This is a genomic window from Colwellia sp. MB3u-4, from assembly GCF_014077065.1.
In the GTDB taxonomy this organism is placed as follows: Bacteria; Pseudomonadota; Gammaproteobacteria; order Enterobacterales; family Alteromonadaceae; genus Cognaticolwellia.
In genome coordinates, this window is record NZ_JACGVE010000075.1 from 51,110 (window position 1) to 70,628 (window position 19,519).

The 19,519-nt window shown below is 39.9% G+C and carries 14 protein-coding genes; 4 read left to right on the top strand and 10 right to left on the bottom strand.

The window, feature by feature from the left end; genetic code table 11:
- Nucleotides 1-84: 84 nt before the first annotated feature.
- The 8 genes from parC to H4J61_RS06560 form a co-directional block, all read right to left on the bottom strand.
- On the bottom strand, nucleotides 85-2,373 hold the full coding sequence (parC, locus tag H4J61_RS06525; protein WP_182184420.1) for a DNA topoisomerase IV subunit A: 2,289 nt from the start codon (nucleotides 2,371-2,373) through the stop codon (nucleotides 85-87).
- A gap of 141 nt (nucleotides 2,374-2,514) precedes the next feature.
- A complete protein-coding gene (locus H4J61_RS06530) occupies nucleotides 2,515-3,771 on the bottom strand; it encodes a GGDEF domain-containing protein (protein WP_182184421.1) in 1,257 nt (418 codons plus the stop codon).
- Complete coding sequence (locus tag H4J61_RS06535; protein WP_182184422.1) at nucleotides 3,764-5,605, bottom strand: tetratricopeptide repeat-containing diguanylate cyclase; 1,842 nt, start codon at nucleotides 5,603-5,605, stop codon at nucleotides 3,764-3,766. The genes H4J61_RS06530 and H4J61_RS06535 overlap by 8 nt, the downstream gene beginning before the upstream one ends.
- Nucleotides 5,606-6,034: 429 nt before the next feature.
- A complete protein-coding gene (gene parE, locus H4J61_RS06540) occupies nucleotides 6,035-7,924 on the bottom strand; it encodes a DNA topoisomerase IV subunit B (RefSeq protein WP_182184423.1) in 1,890 nt (629 codons plus the stop codon).
- A 16-nt stretch (nucleotides 7,925-7,940) separates the two neighbouring features.
- Nucleotides 7,941-8,525 carry a YqiA/YcfP family alpha/beta fold hydrolase gene (locus H4J61_RS06545; protein ID WP_182184424.1) on the bottom strand — a complete coding sequence of 195 codons (585 nt, stop codon included), beginning with the start codon at nucleotides 8,523-8,525 and terminating at the stop codon, nucleotides 7,941-7,943.
- A gap of 24 nt (nucleotides 8,526-8,549) precedes the next feature.
- Nucleotides 8,550-9,335: a metallophosphoesterase gene (locus tag H4J61_RS06550; RefSeq protein ID WP_259363153.1), complete on the bottom strand. Its 786-nt coding sequence runs from the start codon at nucleotides 9,333-9,335 to the stop codon at nucleotides 8,550-8,552.
- Between the two features lie 34 nt (nucleotides 9,336-9,369).
- Entirely contained in the window at nucleotides 9,370-9,834 is a 465-nt protein-coding gene (locus H4J61_RS06555) for a DUF1249 domain-containing protein (RefSeq protein ID WP_182184425.1), read from the bottom strand.
- Entirely contained in the window at nucleotides 9,835-10,470 is a 636-nt protein-coding gene (locus tag H4J61_RS06560; RefSeq protein WP_182184426.1) for an NUDIX domain-containing protein, read from the bottom strand.
- A gap of 175 nt (nucleotides 10,471-10,645) precedes the next feature.
- Here H4J61_RS06560 and tolC point away from each other — a divergent pair, with 175 nt between their 5' ends.
- Entirely contained in the window at nucleotides 10,646-12,007 is a 1,362-nt protein-coding gene (gene tolC / locus H4J61_RS06565; protein ID WP_182184427.1) for an outer membrane channel protein TolC, read from the top strand.
- A gap of 273 nt (nucleotides 12,008-12,280) precedes the next feature.
- Here the strand turns inward: tolC and hldE are convergent, their stop codons facing one another.
- Nucleotides 12,281-13,708: a bifunctional D-glycero-beta-D-manno-heptose-7-phosphate kinase/D-glycero-beta-D-manno-heptose 1-phosphate adenylyltransferase HldE gene (hldE, locus tag H4J61_RS06570; protein ID WP_182184428.1), complete on the bottom strand. Its 1,428-nt coding sequence runs from the start codon at nucleotides 13,706-13,708 to the stop codon at nucleotides 12,281-12,283.
- 69 nt (nucleotides 13,709-13,777) lie between these two features.
- Between hldE and lpxL the strand changes: the two genes are divergently transcribed.
- Both lpxL and H4J61_RS06580 read left to right on the top strand, forming a co-directional pair.
- Nucleotides 13,778-14,716, top strand: a complete 939-nt coding sequence (gene lpxL / locus H4J61_RS06575; RefSeq protein ID WP_182184429.1) for an LpxL/LpxP family Kdo(2)-lipid IV(A) lauroyl/palmitoleoyl acyltransferase — start codon at nucleotides 13,778-13,780, stop codon at nucleotides 14,714-14,716.
- A gap of 51 nt (nucleotides 14,717-14,767) precedes the next feature.
- Nucleotides 14,768-15,448: a TcpQ domain-containing protein gene (locus H4J61_RS06580; protein WP_182138355.1), complete on the top strand. Its 681-nt coding sequence runs from the start codon at nucleotides 14,768-14,770 to the stop codon at nucleotides 15,446-15,448.
- A 30-nt stretch (nucleotides 15,449-15,478) separates the two neighbouring features.
- Here the strand turns inward: H4J61_RS06580 and glnE are convergent, their stop codons facing one another.
- Nucleotides 15,479-18,376, bottom strand: coding sequence for a bifunctional [glutamate--ammonia ligase]-adenylyl-L-tyrosine phosphorylase/[glutamate--ammonia-ligase] adenylyltransferase (gene glnE / locus H4J61_RS06585; RefSeq protein WP_182184430.1), 2,898 nt, complete (start codon nucleotides 18,374-18,376; stop codon nucleotides 15,479-15,481).
- A 124-nt stretch (nucleotides 18,377-18,500) separates the two neighbouring features.
- Here glnE and H4J61_RS06590 point away from each other — a divergent pair, with 124 nt between their 5' ends.
- A complete protein-coding gene (locus tag H4J61_RS06590) occupies nucleotides 18,501-19,511 on the top strand; it encodes a hypothetical protein (RefSeq protein WP_310649841.1) in 1,011 nt (336 codons plus the stop codon).
- The last annotated feature ends 8 nt before the right edge of the window (nucleotides 19,512-19,519 follow it).

Below are 19,519 nucleotides of genomic sequence, written 5' to 3' on the forward strand. Positions count from 1 at the left end.
GCTCGTCCTGAGCATAAAAAAGCCCTAAGATATTTAATCTTAAGGCTTTTTTTGTGCTAATTCTTAGGTGCTAAATCAGAAGTATTAACTCTCAGGAATTTCAGGCTCGATATCTGAGTTTTGTTGCTCTATAACGATATGATCAACGCGTTGTAAACCTCTAGGTAACTTATTACCTCGACGGCCACGTTCACCTTTATAATGTTCAATGTCACTCGCTTTTAACGTTAACTTGCGCTTGCCGGCATGCAAGGTAATGGCACTGTTGGGTGGCAACACTTCGAGCAAGGTTACATATTCATCACGTGTTTTAGCCCTTGCAGTAGGGATATTAATTATTTTATTACCCTTACCTTTACTCAAAATAGGCAAGTCTTTGATTGGGAAAACCAGCATGCGCCCTTCTGAGGTAATTGAAAGCACTAATTCTGTCTCTAAATTACTAATAACTTTTGGCGTCATTACTTTCGCCGCTGCAGACAAAGTTAATAATGCTTTACCATTTTTATTACGACTGACCATATCGGCAAAGCTTGCCACAAAACCGTAACCGGCATCACTACTGAGTAAGTAACGACATTGGTCATCAGCCATCAGTACTTTTTCAAAGTTTTCACCACTGGTCAGATTAAAGCGTCCGGTTAACGGCTCTCCTTGGCTACGCGCTGAGGGTAGACTATGCGCATCAGTGGCGTAAGCTCTACCTGCGGAGTCAAAAAACACCACAGGACGATTACTACGCCCTTTTGCTAAGCATAAGTATTCATCACCTGACTTGTAACTTAATGCTTGTGCATCAATGTCGTGACCTTTTGCACAACGTGCCCAGCCTTTTTGCGAAACCACAACAGTCACAGGCTCACTCGGCATAAGATCTTTTTCAGATAAGGCTTTTGCCTCTTGTCGCTCAACAATAACAGAGCGGCGATCATCACCGTATGTTTCAGCGGCTTCTAGGATCTCTTTCTTCATCAAGGTGTTCATGCGAACTTTAGAACTGAGTATTTTTTCTAGGTATTCACGTTCAATGTTCAACTCATCTTGCTCAGCACGAATTCTAATTTCTTCAAGCTTAGCTAGTTGGCGAAGTTTAATTTCTAATATCGATTCGGCTTGACGTTCTGACAGTTCAAAGCGTGACATTAACTCTGCTTTGGGCTTGTCAAAACCTCTTATAATTTCAATTACTTCATCAATATTAAGATAGGCGATTAATAAGCCATCTAACAGATGCAAACGCGCTAATACTTTATCTAATCGATATTGCAAACGACGACGCACAGTTTCACGTCGATATTCTAACCACTCGCTTAATATGGTTCTAATATCTTTAACGGCGGGTTTGTTGTTCAAACCTATCATGTTTAAATTGACACGAAAGTTTTTTTCTAAATCTGTGGTAGCAAATAAGTGCTGCATCAACTGTTCAATATCAACACGATTTGAACGGGGCACAATCACTAAACGGATCGGGTTTTCATGATCTGATTCATCACGTAAATCAACTACCATCGGCAGTTTTTTTGCCTGCATTTGATTAGCAATTTGTTCTAATATTTTTCCACCAGAAGCCTGATGTGGTAATGCGGTAATAACCACATCACCATCTAACACTTCATAGACCGCACGCATTTTAATGCTGCCACGACCGGTTTGATAAATTTTTTCAATATCGGCTTTAGGCGTGATGATTTCAGCATCAGTTGGATAATCTGGCCCATGAATAATATCGAGTAGATCGGCTAATTCAGCTTTCGGTTGCTCAATTAAATGAATACAGGCATTCGCCACTTCTCTAGCATTATGCGGCGGAATATCTGTTGCCATACCGACAGCAATGCCGGTAATACCGTTGAGTAAAATATGTGGTAGGCGCGCAGGTAAGGTTTTGGGCTCTTGCATGGTGCCATCAAAATTAGGCGACCAATCAACAGTGCCTTGGCCTAATTCGGCTAGTAAAACTTCACTAAAGCGTGATAAACGGGCTTCGGTATAACGCATGGCGGCAAATGACTTTGGATCGTCAGGAGCGCCCCAATTTCCTTGTCCGTCAACTAATGGGTAACGATATGAAAATGGCTGCGCCATTAACACCATAGCTTCGTAACAGGCAGAATCACCATGGGGATGAAACTTACCTAGTACATCACCGACAGTACGGGCAGATTTTTTATATTTTGCTGATGCAGATAAGCCAAGTTCTGACATGGCATAAACAATACGTCGTTGCACCGGCTTTAAGCCATCACCAATATGAGGTAATGCACGATCCATAATGACATACATCGAGTAATTTAAATAAGCTTCTTCAGTGAATTGTCTTAGAGGGCGTTGTTCAATACCGTCTAAACTAAAGTCGAGAGCATCTGACATGAAAATATTTTCCTAAAAAGCTCACTTAATGCCGAATGATTAAGCGTTACTTTTATTATTGTTGTTCTGGGGTAGCTTAGCTGATTATACTAGTGGAAAGAACACTGTTAGGCGATAAATATCGTCCAATAGTGATTAATCTTAATTTTCTTGTCTTTCTGTAGAATAGCTACAAACTTGATTGTGACCATTAGCCTTTGCTTGATACATAGCCAAATCAGCCGCATGTAACAAACTATCAAAATTTTCTTTAATATCAGCAATGCTGGCAATACCTATACTGACAGTAACCTGAATATTATTGTTTTTATTTTTACTGATATTAGCTTGAATTTTCTCACGTATGTGCTCTGCAATCGCGCGCGCTTGTACAATGGTGGCCTCGGGTAAAATAGCGGCAAACTCTTCACCGCCAATACGTGCCAGAAAATCTCGAGAACGCATCGTTTCACCGGCTAATACGCCAACCTGAGCAATAACGCTGTCGCCGGCATCGTAACCAAAGTTGTCGTTTATATTTTTTAAATTATCTATATCTAAGATTAAAATACTGAGTGCTTTATTACCCGTTAATGCTTGTTTCATATAAGTAGCACCGTGACTAAAGAACAAACGACGATTAGGCAATAACGTTAAACTATCAGTTTTTGCCAGTAACTTTAAGGCTTGACGGATTTTAAATTGTCGTAAAAGTAGTAAAAGGAACAGGCTTCCTACGGCAATAAAAATGGCAATATTACGATGCTGTTGACTACGTTCAGATTCAGCACGCGTCAGCGCAAAATGCTGTATTTGACTGTTTTGTCTCAGTAGCTCGTTTTCTTCATGCTTTTTTTCAATGTGGTATTTTTCATTTAAACCTTTAACACGATATTCTTTTTGCTGTTTCAAATGAGAAAAATACTTGTTCATGTATTGTTTTTTACTATCGAAGGCTTTCTTATCTTCACCTTGGCTTGCATAGATGTTTGCAAGGGTTAGATAAGCACTGGCAAATAAAGGTGAGTCGAGTTGTTTTTTAGCCAGTAACGGCTCAAGTTTAAGTGCTTTATTGAGCCAATTAATCACTTTATATTCTTGCCCTGCAACATCAGCAATATTGGCACGCACAACATACAATAAATATTGTTCAGCGACATTTAATGTCAGAGACAATTTTTGCCAAGCTAATAATTTAACTTGCGCTGCCACTTTGTCATGCATACTCAAGCTGTTAAGCAATAATATTTCGCTATTAATCGCAAAAAAAACAATGGGCCTTTGCTGTTTAGCATAGAGGCTATTAACTTGATTAAATACCTCTTGCTGGCCAGTAATTTCATCCGCATTCACCGCCGTACTGATAAAAGTCATTAACAAATATAAAGCAAGACCTGTTAACAGTGAGTATTTATTCATGATCACTCACTGTAACTGTAACTGTATTACGGCCAGACTGTTTGACCTTTAATAACTGTTCGTCAGCTACTTTTAACAAAGCTGCAAAGTTATCATAATTACCTTGCTCAAATGTCGCTACACCAATATTTACCGTTAACTGCTTGATTTGCTGAGTTTGCCATTTTGCTTGTTCGATGTTTTCTTTAAGTCGCTGTGCTACTTCCAATGCTTCACTATTGCCAGTATTTGGCAATAAAGCAATAAATTCTTCACCGCCAAAGCGGCCAAAAACATCACTCGCTCGCATTAGATTTTGACCTTGAATAGCAATTTCTTTTAGTGCTTTGTCACCAATAACATGACCAAATTGGTCATTGATTTTTTTGAATAAATCGATATCAATCATATAAACACTAAAGGCTTGTTGATGGTTTTGAGCGGTTAAAAAGTATTCTTCACCTAACTCAAGTAATCTACGTCGATTAACGACACCCGTTAGACTATCAGTTCGAGTGGCGTTAGTTAAGTTCCTTTGCCCTTTGATAACACGATATAAGCACCAAGCTAATAACAAAGTACACAATGCTAATATGCCAACAAATGCCTTACGGCTGTTAACGTCAAGTGTCATTTGCTGAAGTTGTAAGTGCTGTATGCGCTGTTTTTTTTCCAAAATATGAGTATGTCGTTGAGCCGTTTCACTTTCATATTGCAACATTAACTCATCGACTTCTGTCGTTTCTCGTGCCTGCTCACCCGCTATAGACAGCGTAAAATATTGAGTTTGAATTTGATATGCTTGATTATAATGGCCTAAAGCATAATGCAATTTAGCGCTTAGAAAGAGCATTTTTAGCTCACTAGTGTCATAAACATTGCTAGTTTTACGCTCAAGCAGTATTTCAGCTTGCTCAAGACTGTCTAATGCTTCTTGATAACGCGTCATTTTTTCTAAAATATAAGCTTTGTCTATAAGGTATTGAAGTTTTACTAAATGTTGTTCTACATCTTCGATATGTTCACCCGCAAGGAGAATATATCGATACGCACTTTCGATCTCAGCATCTTCCTTGTTGAGTAGCGCCCGAGCTAAATTTCTATAAACACTAGCGATAAACTGATGACTGGTACTGGGCTGAATTTCGCTTTCTAATACGCGATAAACTTTAATAGCTTGCTCAAAATTCTTTTGCTTAGTGTGGTTATTAGCCACATTATGCAAACTATTAAGAGCATAGTTATGTTTACCTGCGCTTTTATAATGTTGATACGACTGTTGAAAATAGTCATTGGCTTGGTTTTTTTCACCTAAATGAGCATATAAAATACCCAGCTCAGTGTTAATTTCACCTAAAAGTGCATCATCGCCAATGGCATTTGCCAGTGCTAAGGCTTGATTAAGCGTAATTAATGACTGTTTGTAATCTTGCTGTAAATATAAGATCGCGCCGATATTAATCAGACCGCGCGCAATTAATTTCTGATTATTCATCGAGCGGGCAACATCTAAACCGTTTTGATAAAGTAAAAAAGCCCCTTCAAAATCACCCAAATTTTCGATCGCAAAACCTTTAGAGTAAGCGAGTTCAGCAATAAATATGCTAGGGTTATTCATTTGCTTAGCAAGTTTTAAGCCCTGCTCTGACGATGTCTCACTTAAACTGTATAACGATTGATCTATATATGCCGCAGATTGAATGCGATAGTAATTGACTTGATTGGTGATAGGTTGAGTGTTTAGCTCGGTTTTATGTCTATTTAATAAAACCAATGCCGCTTTGGGATCAGTGTTATTAAGCTGTTCAGCACGTAACAAAAACGTATTGAAATCGCTATCAGTTAAAGACTGCAAAGCATTTGATTTACAAGATATTAACAAAAAAACAAAGAAAATTAGGCTACTATTTTGAAAGGTTAATTTTACCAAGCTTCTCAACAAATCTCTGCTCCAACAATCCATGTGATAATATGCGATTAATAGTATAAAACGAATTTAGGTAAATGATAAACTATTATTTATTATGTTAAAAAAAACAATAAGCTATATATCACTAAGGTTATTTTCAAACTATTTTTCAGTTACTTGCCAGTAACTTGCTGCTATTTCATTATCATCTAGGTCAACAACGAAGTAAGCATATCATCATCTTACTCCAAGTTCGTTGTTGCAACGTCCACCTAATGCTATGGCACATTAATAAAAGTTATCGAATGGCTGATGACTTAACGCGAAAAAATCCATTCTGTTGGCCAATATTGCCAACAGAATGGATAAACCTTATCAATCTAATTCAACCAGATCACCTTTAGATTGCAACCAAATCTTACGATCACCGGCCCGTTTTTTAGACAGCAACATGTCCATCAATTCCATAGTTTCACTATGATCATCAACCGTTAACTGCACTAACCGGCGCGTATTGGGGTCCATGGTGGTTTCACGTAATTGTAACGGATTCATTTCACCTAGACCTTTGAATCGCTGTACATTGACTTTGCCACGCTTTTTCTCTGCTTCAATTCGATCCAAAATACCGTCTTTTTCCGCTTCATCCAAAGCGTAAAACACTTCTTTACCAACATCAACGCGATACAATGGCGGCATAGCCACATAAACATGACCGGCTTGAACCAAAGGTAAAAAATGTTGCGTAAATAACGCACAAAGCAAAGTAGCGATATGTAACCCATCAGAGTCGGCATCGGCGAGAATACAAATCTTACCGTAGCGCAATCCTGATAAATCATCGCTATCAGGGTCAATACCTAAAGCCACAGAAATGTTATGCACTTCTTCCGAAGCTAAGATTTGTCCCGAGTCAACTTCCCAGGTATTTAAAATTTTACCACGTAGCGGCATGATGGCTTGAACTTCACGGTCTCTAGCTTGTTTTGCACTACCTCCAGCTGAGTCGCCCTCGACCAGAAATAGCTCGGTACGCAAAATATCTTGGCTACCACAGTCAGTTAACTTACCCGGTAAAGCCGGCCCTTGGGTGACTTTTTTACGAATGATTTTTTTGCCGGCACGTAAACGACGCTGCGCATTAAAAATACAAAACTCAGCTAATGTTTCCGCAATGCTAGTATGCTCGTTTAGCCATAAACTAAACGAGTCTTTTACTACGCCGGTAACAAATGCAGCACATTGGCGTGAAGAGAGACGCTCTTTAGTTTGTCCGGCAAATTGTGGATCTTCCATCTTCACCGACAGGATATAACAACACTTATCCCAAATATCATCTGGCGTTAACTTAACACCACGTGGCAGTAAGCTTCTAAATTCACAAAACTCACGCATTGACTCTAATAAGCCTTGGCGCATACCATTAACATGTGTACCGCCTTGCACCGTAGGAATTAAGTTAACATAGCTTTCACCAACCGACTCCCCCCCTTCTGGCAACCAGGTTATCGCCCATTCAGCGGCTTCATGTTGCGAGGTAAAACTGCCAACGAAAGGCTCTTCTGGCAAGCTTGGGTAACCTTTAACTGACTCTTTTAAATAGTCAACTAAACCGTCTTCATAGCACCATTGATATTTATTATCTTCATTTTTATCATGAAACTTTATGGTCAATCCGGGGCAAAGTACGGCTTTAGCTTTTAATAAATGTACTAACCTACGTGCTGAAAATTTGGCAGAATCAAAATAACTAGCATCAGGCCAAAATTTCACCCGGGTGCCGGTATTACGACGACCCACGATGCCAGTTTCTCTTAACTCTTCTACTTTATAGCCACTTTCAAAAGCCATTTCGTAGACTTTACCATCACGCCTAACCGACACGTCTACACGGGTAGACAAGGCGTTGACAACAGAAATACCCACACCATGTAAACCACCAGAAAACTGATAATTTTTATTAGAAAATTTACCACCAGCATGTAACTTACAAAAAATAAGTTCTACCCCTGATACACCTTCTTCTGGGTGAATATCAATTGGCATACCTCGACCGTCATCAATCACTTCTAATGATTGGTCTTTATCAAGAATGACGGTAATATTTTGTGCATGCTTGGCTAATGCTTCATCAACAGAGTTATCGATAACTTCTTGGCCTAAATGATTAGGACGAGTAGTGTCGGTATACATGCCAGGACGATGGCGCACCGGGTCAAGGCCACTTAGGACCTCAATGGAGTCGGAATTATATTGTTCGCTCATTTATAGGTTCTGATAATTAGGCTGATATTAGGGGTAAGTTGAAAAATGACGCTATGTTAGGCAAGGTATTTTCATAATCAATAAAACTATGATCTCCCCCTTGCACTATTGCCAATTGGCACTGGCGGTATTTTTCAACAGCTTGTTGGTAATCTAACACTTCATCACCGGTTTGTACCATGACCAAGTAATTATTGTTAGAAATATTTTCCTGTTCAAGCGCTTTCAATTCAACGATATGTTGCTCTTTAACTTGATAGCACTCGTGCGTATAAGGATTTACCTGCTCACCTAGGTAAGCTTTCATTAATTCAAATGGCTTAACCGCAGGGTTAATCAATACCGCTTTCACTTGATATTTTTCAGCTAAATAAGTGGCAAAATAACCGCCTAAAGACGAACCGACTAATAGCCAAGTCGCGCGGGGTTCAAGGGCAATAATAGCCTCAAGTTGTGCCATAGCGCTGTTGGGTGAAGAGGCAATTTGTGGGCAGTGAAAGTTTATTTCTGGGTAGTTTTTAGCAAAAAAATCCTGCGTGATCTGAGCTTTCATTGACTGAGGTGATGAGTTAAAACCATGAATGTATAAAACATTAATCATAATAATTTTTTTCCTCTCATTAAGTTAAACAAAATGTACTGTACTGGTAAATTCGCCATTTGTGGCCAAGGTAAATAGTCGATAGCCTGGCGGTTGGCCATTTGACTTAGCTGTCAGTGAATTGATGTCAAATTGAATCGATGTTGCCGGACAAGTATATAAACTCACTGTGCTGTGTTCCAACGTCATAGGCAAGGTTAATGCTTGGTGAATATGGCCACAACCTACGGCTTTTATCGAGGGAAAATCAGTTAAAAACTGTTGAAATTCTGCTTGGTTTATTAAGCCATGTTGATCAATAAAATAACCAACATCAACTGGATGATGATGCATTAATAACAATTGAGCTTTGGTCGGGTCAATCATGCCAGCGGCAATATCAAACTGTGCTTTGCTGATCTCGCCCGCAGGTGTGGCACTTTTACTTTCCAACAATAGCACTTGCCAATCATCATTTTCAATTATACTGTCTTGACAAAAAGGGGCATGTGACAAATAGCGTGATAACAACGTCGGTTCATCATGATTACCAGCAATAAAATAAACCGGTGTGATAATTTCACAGGCTTCAAATGCGCTGACAAAAAGCTGATAAGACTCTAGTGTATGATCTTGTGTTAAATCACCGGTAAAAATAATCGCATCAATTGATGGCTGATTTTTGATGGCCAACAACACATTGATTAAGTTCTGGTAAACATTAGCCTGGTGATGCAGGCCAGTGCGATCAGCAAATAAATGGCTATCACTAATTTGCGCTAAGGTCAGTTTTTTTAACCTTAAGCTGTTGGGCATTGTTTTATCTGACATTAAGCGCTTTCACTTGAGTTTTTTTAACATTAACTTAGGATTTTTTCAGGATATTGAGATTGATCTGCACTTGGCCTAATTGCAAACACAGCTGTAACCATTCTTTTAAGAAATAATTAATTTGCTGTTTTTCATCAGGTAAGTGCATTTTGTTATTCGGGTAATCATAACGTGGCTTAATTTGCTGTACATCTTGATTACTGATCACTTCAGCCATGCGAGCATCATGATATAAGCGAATCACCATTTTCGGGCGAAATAACGCGGTTAAATTATAACCGTGAATATTGGCTTCTTGATTAATCGTCAGTAAGGTTGTGTATTTAGTGACTTCGTCAACTCTCACTCGGTAACTCAAAAAATCAGAGATAAAAAAACAGCGTTGTTCGCCTACCTGTTCTTTATCAGCAAGTACGCGCAGCAATAACATGTAGTTAACTTCAAACAAGGTCATTAAAGTGGGTAAATGAGGGCGATATTTTTTTACAACAACTGACATTTATTTCCAGTTAGCTTTGAGCTTATCAAGATTTAGAGCTAGCCATTGTAACGCAATAATAGTCGCAGCATTAGCTATCTTTCCCTCTGCAAGTAACTTTTCAGCGTCTTGGCGCGTAACAACATGCACTAAAATATCTTCACCTTCGGTCTCTAAACCATGAACGCCTGAAATATGCTCACTGTCAACACAGGCACAATAAAGGTGAATGCACTCACTCATACCGCCTGAGCTTGAAAGGTAATCCATCACTTTAATCACATTTTCAGGCGCTACATCCAAGTTAGCTTCTTCTTTTGCTTCTCGGATCGCAACGTCTAATGCCACTTCATTTTCTGAAAACATACCCGCAATAAGTTCTAATTGCCAAGGTCCAGTTTTACTGCGTAATGCTCCTAGGCGAAATTGTTCAATTAATACGATACAATCGGTTATCGGATCATAGGGTAATAAAGCAACCGCATCACCGCGCTCAAAAACCTCTCGTGTTAATACTTTACTATAGCCGCCAGCATAAATTTTGTGACGGAGTTGATACTCATCAAGGGCAAAAAAACCTTGATATTTTCTTGATTTTTTAATCACCTCTACGTCGGTTAAATTAAAGCGTAATAAAGCGTCTTTGGTTATACTCATCGTGAGTTCTCTCTTATGCTGTTAGGCAATTTTCCAATACCCTAGCATTTAACATTTTGTTACACTAGAATACTTTCCTAAACACTTATTTTATTTAGCTAATTCCTTATTCGCGATAAGATGGTTACAATTAGAAAAATAATAGCCAGTTCATTATTATAGGAACCTCCTCAAGATGAAAAAAACAATAACCGCATTATTTATTGGCCTTGCCTGTGCTGCAAGTAGCTCTTTAGCTAATGCCGAAGATTTACTGTCAGTATACCAACAAGCCCAAGCTAGTGATCCGGTTGTTCTTCGAGCCCATGCGCAATATTTAGCAACAGAAGAAGGTATTGAACAAGCGCGCTCAGTCTTATTGCCACAGGTTTACGGCTCAGCAAGCTATACAGAAAGCGAGAGTGAGTTTATTCCTACTTCTGATACTGGACAATCTTCAGGTTTACTCCTGACTAATAAAAGTGACACCACGAGTTATGGTATTAACTTAGATATGGAGTTATATAATCATAGTACTTGGTTAAAACTTGATAATGCCAAGAAAGTTGCGCACCAAAGTGATGTGTCATACCAGTTAGCGAAACAAGATTTAATTGTGCGCGTAACACAAGCCTACTTTCAGGTGCTGAGTTCAAAAGATGATTTGGAATTCTCAAAAGCAGAAAAAGCCGCTATTGAACGTCAGTTAGAGCAAACAAAACAAAGGTTTTCTGTTGGCTTAACAGCCATTACTGATGTTCATGAAGCTCAGGCTCAGTATGACAATGCCGTAACCAGTGAAATTAGATCAGAAAACCAAGTGTTTAATGCCGAAGAAGCATTACGTGTGATCACCAATGTTTATCCCCGTGATTTGAACATTTTAAATACCGAACGCTTTAGTACTTCTCGCCCATACCCAGATAGCGCCAACGAATGGCAGCAAACGGCAGAAGCAAAAAATTTAGAACTGATTGCAGAAAGAATAAGCATTGATATTGCCAAAGAAAATATCAATATCGCAAAATCAGGACATTACCCAACGTTAAGCTTAAATGGCAGCTATGGCAGCCGAGAGCAAGATAATGAAGTCGATAGTCTCAACTTTAATAACCCCGCATTAGACAGCCACTCAATTGGTGTGTCTTTATATGTGCCCATTTATTCAGGCGGCGCAATATCAAGCAGTGTTCGTCAAGCGCAAAGCAATTATGTTGCTGCAAGCCAGAATATGGAACAAACGCATCGTAACGTAGTGCGTAACACCCGTAATGCCTATAATACCGTTATCACTGCAGTGTCAGCTATTAAGTCATTAGAGCAAGCCGTGGTGAGTGCACAAAGTGCGTTAAAAGCGACTGAAGCAGGTTTTGAAGTGGGTACGCGTACCATTGTTGATGTTTTAAACAGTACGAGAAACTTATATGACGCCAAGCGTAATTTATCGTCAACGCGATATAATTACATTCAAAATGTATTAGCCTTAAAGCGTGCTGGCGGCACCATTACCGAGCAAGATTTAGCCGACATAAACCAAGGTTTAATCGCCGCTAAATAAATCCCTTAGCTTAAAAATTGAAAAAAAAGCAGCATTAATGCTGCTTTTTTATGTTCAGGACAGACAGTTAATTTATTGTCTCTGACAAAAACTAAGTACTCACGTCCGTAGTAAGTACGAATTATCAGTTGCAGACATAACTCAAATACCTGTATCTATATCAGCAATGTCGTGTTCATTTAGCCTTTCTGAGCCATCCATAGCTTCAGGGCATGAGTACATTTATCTACATCGAGGTGAAAGAACGACGATGCTAGAAGAAAGTTCACCTGACTACTTCTCTTGTTTTATCGCGTTAATAATTTTAGTTGTCGAAATACCATCTTCAAAATTAAGCACTTTCACTTCGCCGCCTGCTGCAATAACTTCCTTGCCTCCAGCAATGTCTGCTATTTTATAATCGCCGCCTTTAACTAAGGTGTTGGGTAATATATTGGCAATTAAGCGTTGCGGGGTATCTTCACTAAAGGGGACTACCCAGTCAACAGCACCTAGACCTGCTAATACCGCCATTCGGCGATCCACCGGATTAACAGGGCGACCTGGGCCTTTTAAGCGCGTCACAGAAGCGTCATCATTTACCGCAACAATTAGGCGGCTACCTAGCGTGTTTGCCGTGGTCAAATAAGAAACATGACCAGCATGCAGAATATCAAAACAACCATTGGTCATCACAATACTTTCGCCACGTGCTTGCGCTAGTTCAACGGCAATTTTTAACTGTTCTTCAGACATCACACCAAAACCACTTTCTTGACCCGATGATAATTCTGCACTTAATTCAGCTTCGCTTACGGTCGAGGTACCTAATTTACCCACAACAATGCCGGCCGCAATATTGGCTAAAGCACTGGCTTGGGTAAATTCAGCTTTGGCGGCTATCGCAAGGGCAAGTGTTGCAATAACCGTATCTCCCGCGCCAGTTACGTCATAAACTTCTTTCGCTTGCGTGGGTAAATGAAATTCTTCTTGATCATGGCGTAACAAGGTCATGCCTTGCTCACTTCGAGTGACTAGCATGGCGGTTAAATCTAATGATTTAAGTAATGCTTGGCCTTTACTAACGATATCGGCCTCACTTTTACAGTGTCCTACTACCGCTTCAAATTCTGCGAGATTAGGTGTAATTAACGTAGCACCGCGATAGCGTGAAAAATCAGTGCCTTTTGGATCAACTAACACAGGAATGTTTTGTGCTTTCGCCACTTTGATCAGGGCTTGAACTTCTGACAAGGTACCTTTGTTATAATCTGATAACAGTAAAAGATCATGCTGAGCAATTAAGGCTTGGGTTTGCTCTATCAACGGCTGTTTATCAAGTTCGGCAAATGATTCTTCAAAATCTAAGCGTAATAATTGTTGATTACGACTTAAAATACGCAATTTGGTGATTGTTGGGTGAGCTTGCGATTGAATAAATTGACAATTTATATTCATTGCTGACAACTGAGTTTGCAATGTTGTCGACGCTTCATCTTGACCGGTAATACCCAGTAAAGTAACCTGGCCATTTAGTGATGCAATATTCAAAGCGACGTTGGCTGCGCCTCCTGGGCGATCTTCGTCTTGAAGTATTTTAACAATCGGCACAGGTGCCTCGGGTGAAATACGTTGTGTTGGACCAGACCAATAGCGATCTAACATGATATCACCAACGACTAAAACACGTGCTTTTTCAAAAGCGGGAATATCTACTTTCATCCTGTACCCTATAACAGATATAATAAGCGATATTGTATCACAAGCAATTCAATGAGTTGAAATCATCCCGTGAGTAAAAACAAAGTTTTACAACCAAATTTTAAAATATCTTTCCTGTTACCTAAATATTGGCCAACTTGGATTGGGGTATTTATTCTTTACACCATTTCTTGGTTACCTTATCGGTTTCAGCTTTTTCTCGGCAAAATGATTGGCCGCTTACTATACAAAATAGGCTCAAGCCGCAAAAAAGTTGCCTTACGAAATTTAGAGCTTTGTTTTCCTAAGATGTCAGATGCCGAACGCCAAATTTTGCTCAAACGCAATTTTGAAAATACCGGTATTGCCTTATTGGAGACTGGTATGGGTTGGTGGTGGCCAAATTGGCGGGTAAAACGTCACACAACAATTATTGGCCTTGAGCATATTGAAGCAGCACAAAAGCAAGGTAAAGGTATACTATTACTCGCCATGCATTACCTTAGCGCCGAAATTAATTGTCGAGGCATAGGTTACGGACATCCTATGGTGGTGTTTTATCGACCTCATAACAATTACTTAATGGAATATTTTCAGTTTCGTGGTCGTGGTCGCTCAAACAAATATATGCTGGGCAAACGTGATGTTAAAGGCTTACTTCGAGCACTAAAAGAGGGTGAAGCCTGTATTTACTTACCTGATCAAGATTATGGTCGCAGTCGCAGTGTTTTTGTGCCCTTTTTCGCGGTACCAGACGCCGCCTCAACCACAGGTACATTAATATTTGCTCGGCAAAAAAATTGCCAAACACATATGTTAATCCCTACTCGTAATGATGACGGCAGTGGTTACACCTTAGAGATAAAGCCTATGCTGGAGAATTTCCCCACCGGTAATGACACCGCAGACGTATTAAGAATAAATCAAGAGTTAGAAAAAGCAATCATGGTGAAACCTGAACAATATATGTGGTTGCACCGCCGCTTTAAAACTCGCCCGAATGAAGATGATCCGTCATTGTATAAATAGTTGAAATTAGCTATGGTGTCAGTAAAGTATGAATTTAATTTTAAGTAATTTATGAAATTTTGGTTACGAAGTATTATTTTAGGTTTGATCCTAATTGGCTTAGCGTCAGCATTACTGCTCAACACAGAGCCCTTATTTTCCGACAGCCAAGAGCCAGCCGATAAAGTGGTTGCCACAAAGGTTGACACTTATCAGGCAGAGCAAGCTGAATCCTCAGCACAAGAAGAAATCCTTGATGCTGAAAAAAGTACCAATGCCGCTGCTGACGGGCTTTCTAACTATTATGCTAGCATACGTGGTGACATGACTGGAGATGGCCCGCAAATTCGTAATAACATTGTCTATTTACCAGAGCCAAAAGGTGATTTAGAGAAAATATTAACCGCACGAGCTTTAATCACTCGACCCTTACCAAAAAATTGGATCGGCGAAACTGATAACCATCCATTTCGTCTTGGCGAAACCTTATTTGGCAAATTATCAGAGTATGCGGGAGATAATAATCTACAAGTAATTTGGTGGCTTAATCGTGACTTTGTCGTTAAAAATGCCTTTAGAATTAATAAAGATATTGTCACTACCTCTTATCAAGTCGGCAAAGCTATTGAAGGCCATTTTGAAAATGGCCTTTCAATTTACTTTTGTTATCAGCAACGTACTATTGTTGTCATCGAGCATGGCACGGCTTACTTGGATAAAGAATGCCTGCTGTTACCGAACAGGCGTCACTAATATCACCAAGCGGTTTTCATCGGCTATAGGCTACTGCAACAACTGTTCAACCATTACCATAACTTGACTATACTCAGCGCTAAATTCAGTAACGGGGATCATGGCTGCGCTGTTTTGCAAGGTTGCATGGTGGCTGATGTCACGTAACTTGCAGTAATTATCCACTAATGCCTGCTGTTGTTGTTTAGTTATAACGCCTATGTTCGCTAAATACTCCAGTAGATTAATGTTGTCTGAATAATCGCTCAAATTGGGATGCTGAGCACTGTGTGCTAAAACCAAATATTGTACAAGAAACTCAATATCGACTAAACCACCCAGTCCCTGTTTAATATCGACTTCAGTCTTTGATGACTTATCCAAGTGTTGGCGCATTTTATTACGCATTTTTATCACGTCTTCACGTAGCACTTTTTTATCACGAGTTCTCATTAAAACATTGCGTTTAATTTCTTTAAACCTGTCGGCTAATCTGGCGTGACCATAAATGACTCTGGTACGGACTAACGCTTGATGCTCCCAGGTCCAAGCGTCACTGGACTGGTAATGAGCAAAGGTATCAATGTGCACCATTAAAAGACCGGCATTGCCCGAAGGCCTTAATCGCATGTCGAGTTCATATAAAATACCGTTTGCCATGCGAGTATTAAATAAGTGCATCATACGTTGAGCAAGTTTTAAGTAAAATTGTCCAGCAGAAATCGACTTTTCTCCTGAGGTCATTTCTGCCAAATCAGCATCATGGACAAATACTAAATCTAAATCAGAGCTGTAACCAAGTTCAATCCCGCCTAACTTTCCATAACCAATAACAGCAAAACCTTTGTCTTGGCCGTCTAATTTACTGGTTGGCACACCAAAGCGCAGTGCCATTTGTTGCCACGCTAAGTTTGCTACTTCTTCGACTAGGGCTTCTGCCAATGCAGTTAAATGATCACTGACTTTGGTAATCGGTAAAATATCAGTAATATCCGCCGCGGCGATACGTAATTGTTTAGCTTGTTTAAACTCACGTAAGGTGATCATTTGCGCTTCTTGATCGTCTTCAGGTACCCGTAACATAGTTTCACGTAGTTCCGCGACATAAGAAGATAACAGTGGTGGCTGATAAAATAATTTAGGATCAATGAGTTCATCAAGTAATATGGGAAATTTAGCAATGTGCTCTGCCACCCAACTACTGTTGCGACACAAATGAATTAATTGTTTTAATGCCCCTTCATTCTCAAATAATAATTCCAGATAGGCGGTACGTGTTGCGACAGTTTTTAGCACCCCTAATACTCGTGCTAAGGTCTGATCCGTTAGTCTTAAATCAGCAAGATGCCACAGCAGAGTCGGGATCAATTTATCTAGCACTTGGCGGCCACGGCTGCCCATGCTGCGTTTAGTCATTTCAGCGCGAAAATCTCTCAGCGCCTGCCATATAGTTTCACTGTGAGAAAACTCAACACCAGCTTTTGTCTCTAGCAATTGCGGAGACTGATCAATCCAAGCAATAGCCTCCTCATCGCTCCATTCACTATCCCAAAGTGTGGTCCAATATTGATCAACCGCCTGACGATTTGGACTTTCCTCACCAATAAGTTCACTAAATTGTTGATGAACGCCCTGCATATGAGTAGCAAGCTGTGCCAGAAAAGTTGGCCAGTTTGTACAATTTTCGTCGGCAAGAATGCTGACTAAGCGCTGCTGGTCTAATTCATTGTCAGGTAAGGTTTGAGTTTGTTGATCATTTAACGCTTGAATAATATTTTCAACCCGACGCAAAAATCGATAACTAGCCGTTAACACTTGCGCACTGGGTTGTGTAAGCACATCGTGTGTTACCAATAAAGGCAGTACGGTGAGTAAGTTACGATGCTGTAAATCACTAACACGGCCACCTCGGATCATTTGAAAAACTTGCACAATAAATTCAACTTCGCGAATACCGCCCGCGCCCAGCTTGATATTATTATTGAGTTGCTTACGCCTAACCTCTTGGGCAATCATAGCTTTCATACGTCGCAGGCTGTCGATAACGCTAAAATCAATGTAGCGTCGATAAACAAAAGGTCGCAACATGTTAGACAATTGGTCATGATACTTACCTTCTCCGACCAACCGCGCCTTTAACATTGCATAACGCTCCCAATCACGCCCTTGATCTTGATAATAATCTTCCATGGCATTAAACGATAATACTAATGGCCCACTTTCACCAAAAGGGCGTAAACGCATATCAACACGATAAACAAAACCGTCAGCGGTATGTTGATTTAACGCGGTAATTAATTTTTGCCCTAAGCGAGTAAAAAATAATTGATTGTCGATACTTCGCCTAAGCCCTTGCGTTGCTCCCGCTTCAGGATAGACAAAAATCAAATCAATATCAGAAGAAAAGTTAAGCTCTTGTCCGCCTAATTTACCCATGCCATATACCAGTAAATTTTGGGTTTCATTGGCACTGTTGACCGGTACACCCCACTTGCTTTCACAAAACTTTGTTAACCAAGCATTAGCCGCAATAATCAAACTATCAGCTAATGAAGACAGTCGTTTTAACGATTCATCAAGCGTTATATCCAATAGAAAATCACCAACAGCAATATCTACCATTTGCTTTAAACGAAACAATCGCAGGCACTTTTGCAGTTGTTCTTCTGTGGAGCATTTATCAATACTGTCAGCAAGCATTACGCTATATTGCGGTGTTTCACTCGACAATAACTGCTCGCTATTAAAAAGCTCAACCAGCAACTCGGGGGCTTGTATGGCACTACGCAAAATAAAGTCACTTAACCCTAATGCCCTTTTAAACAGCGCTAAGCGCTCTGGTGATAAAGTATCGGTAACATTCGGATATTGTTGAGAAAACTCTAGCCAACTATCAGCTTGTTGGCTGGCAAGTAATGGCGAAAATGGCAAAGACGATGAATTAGACACGTTATCCTCGATAAAAGCTAAAATGAAAATGAGTAAGGTAAGTAATAATTAATAACAATCAGTAACAAATTAATTTCACTGATATACTTAAAAAAATAGACATAATATGTCAGAAGTGATACTAATGAATGATAACCATAGCATTTTTGAGGACACTATGGCAGGAATGCAGCCGCTAAAATCAATGATACTCTTGCTAACGTTATTGCTCTCCGCTTGTGGAGATCCAATAAAAGGGCAAATCACTCAACAAATCCCACTCACTGAACAACGTATTGAATTACTTGCTCAAGCACTTGCTAACGGGCAAGTTCGTAATGCTAATTTGATTACCCAATACGGGGAGAGATTACTACAAAGTAAGCCAGATTATAAACCCTTAATTGACGAGTTTTTAAAAGATACCGGCACAAAAGGCCCGATGTTTATTGCCTTAGTTGACCGACTAAATACGGTAAAAAAACAACCACAAATGTTTGAGAGTTCTCAAGCTATTTATGATGAGTTATTAAACCTGTATCAAGCAGCCGATCCCGTTCTATATTCTGATGCATTAAGCGATCCGCTTAATGTCTTGGCTGATATGTCTGATGGCACTTTACCGCGCGTTAATGCGATGTCAAAAGAGCAAAGCTTAGCAGCCAATAAAGCACAAGACTTTGGCACAGGTGAACAGCTTATTGGCAATCCGTCTTACGGTAACTGGACTACTGGCTCAAATGGCATGTCGTTTTGGGCTTGGTACGGTATGTACTCGATGATGGGTGATGTATTTGGCTCTCGCCGAACGAGTTATAATGATTGGGGCCGTAACCGAAATTATAGTTATTACAATGATTATGGCCGCAAGCGCTACAGCTCCCCAAATCAACTAAGTAAACAAACTGATTTAGATGCTCGCACCAAAAAATCATTTCAAAGCCGCGGCCAAAAATACACCAGTACTTACAGCAAAAATAGAACTGGCGCGTCAAGTATTTCTAGCCAGAGCAAAAGCGCACAAACCAGTGCCAATCGATTTGCTAGCAAAACAGCCAATAAAAGCGCTTATGCAAGATCAAGCACAAGTGGAAAAAATGCTAGCTTTAGAAACAGTAAGAGTACAACGTCACGAAGCTTTAGACGTGGAAAGTAGGGATAAGT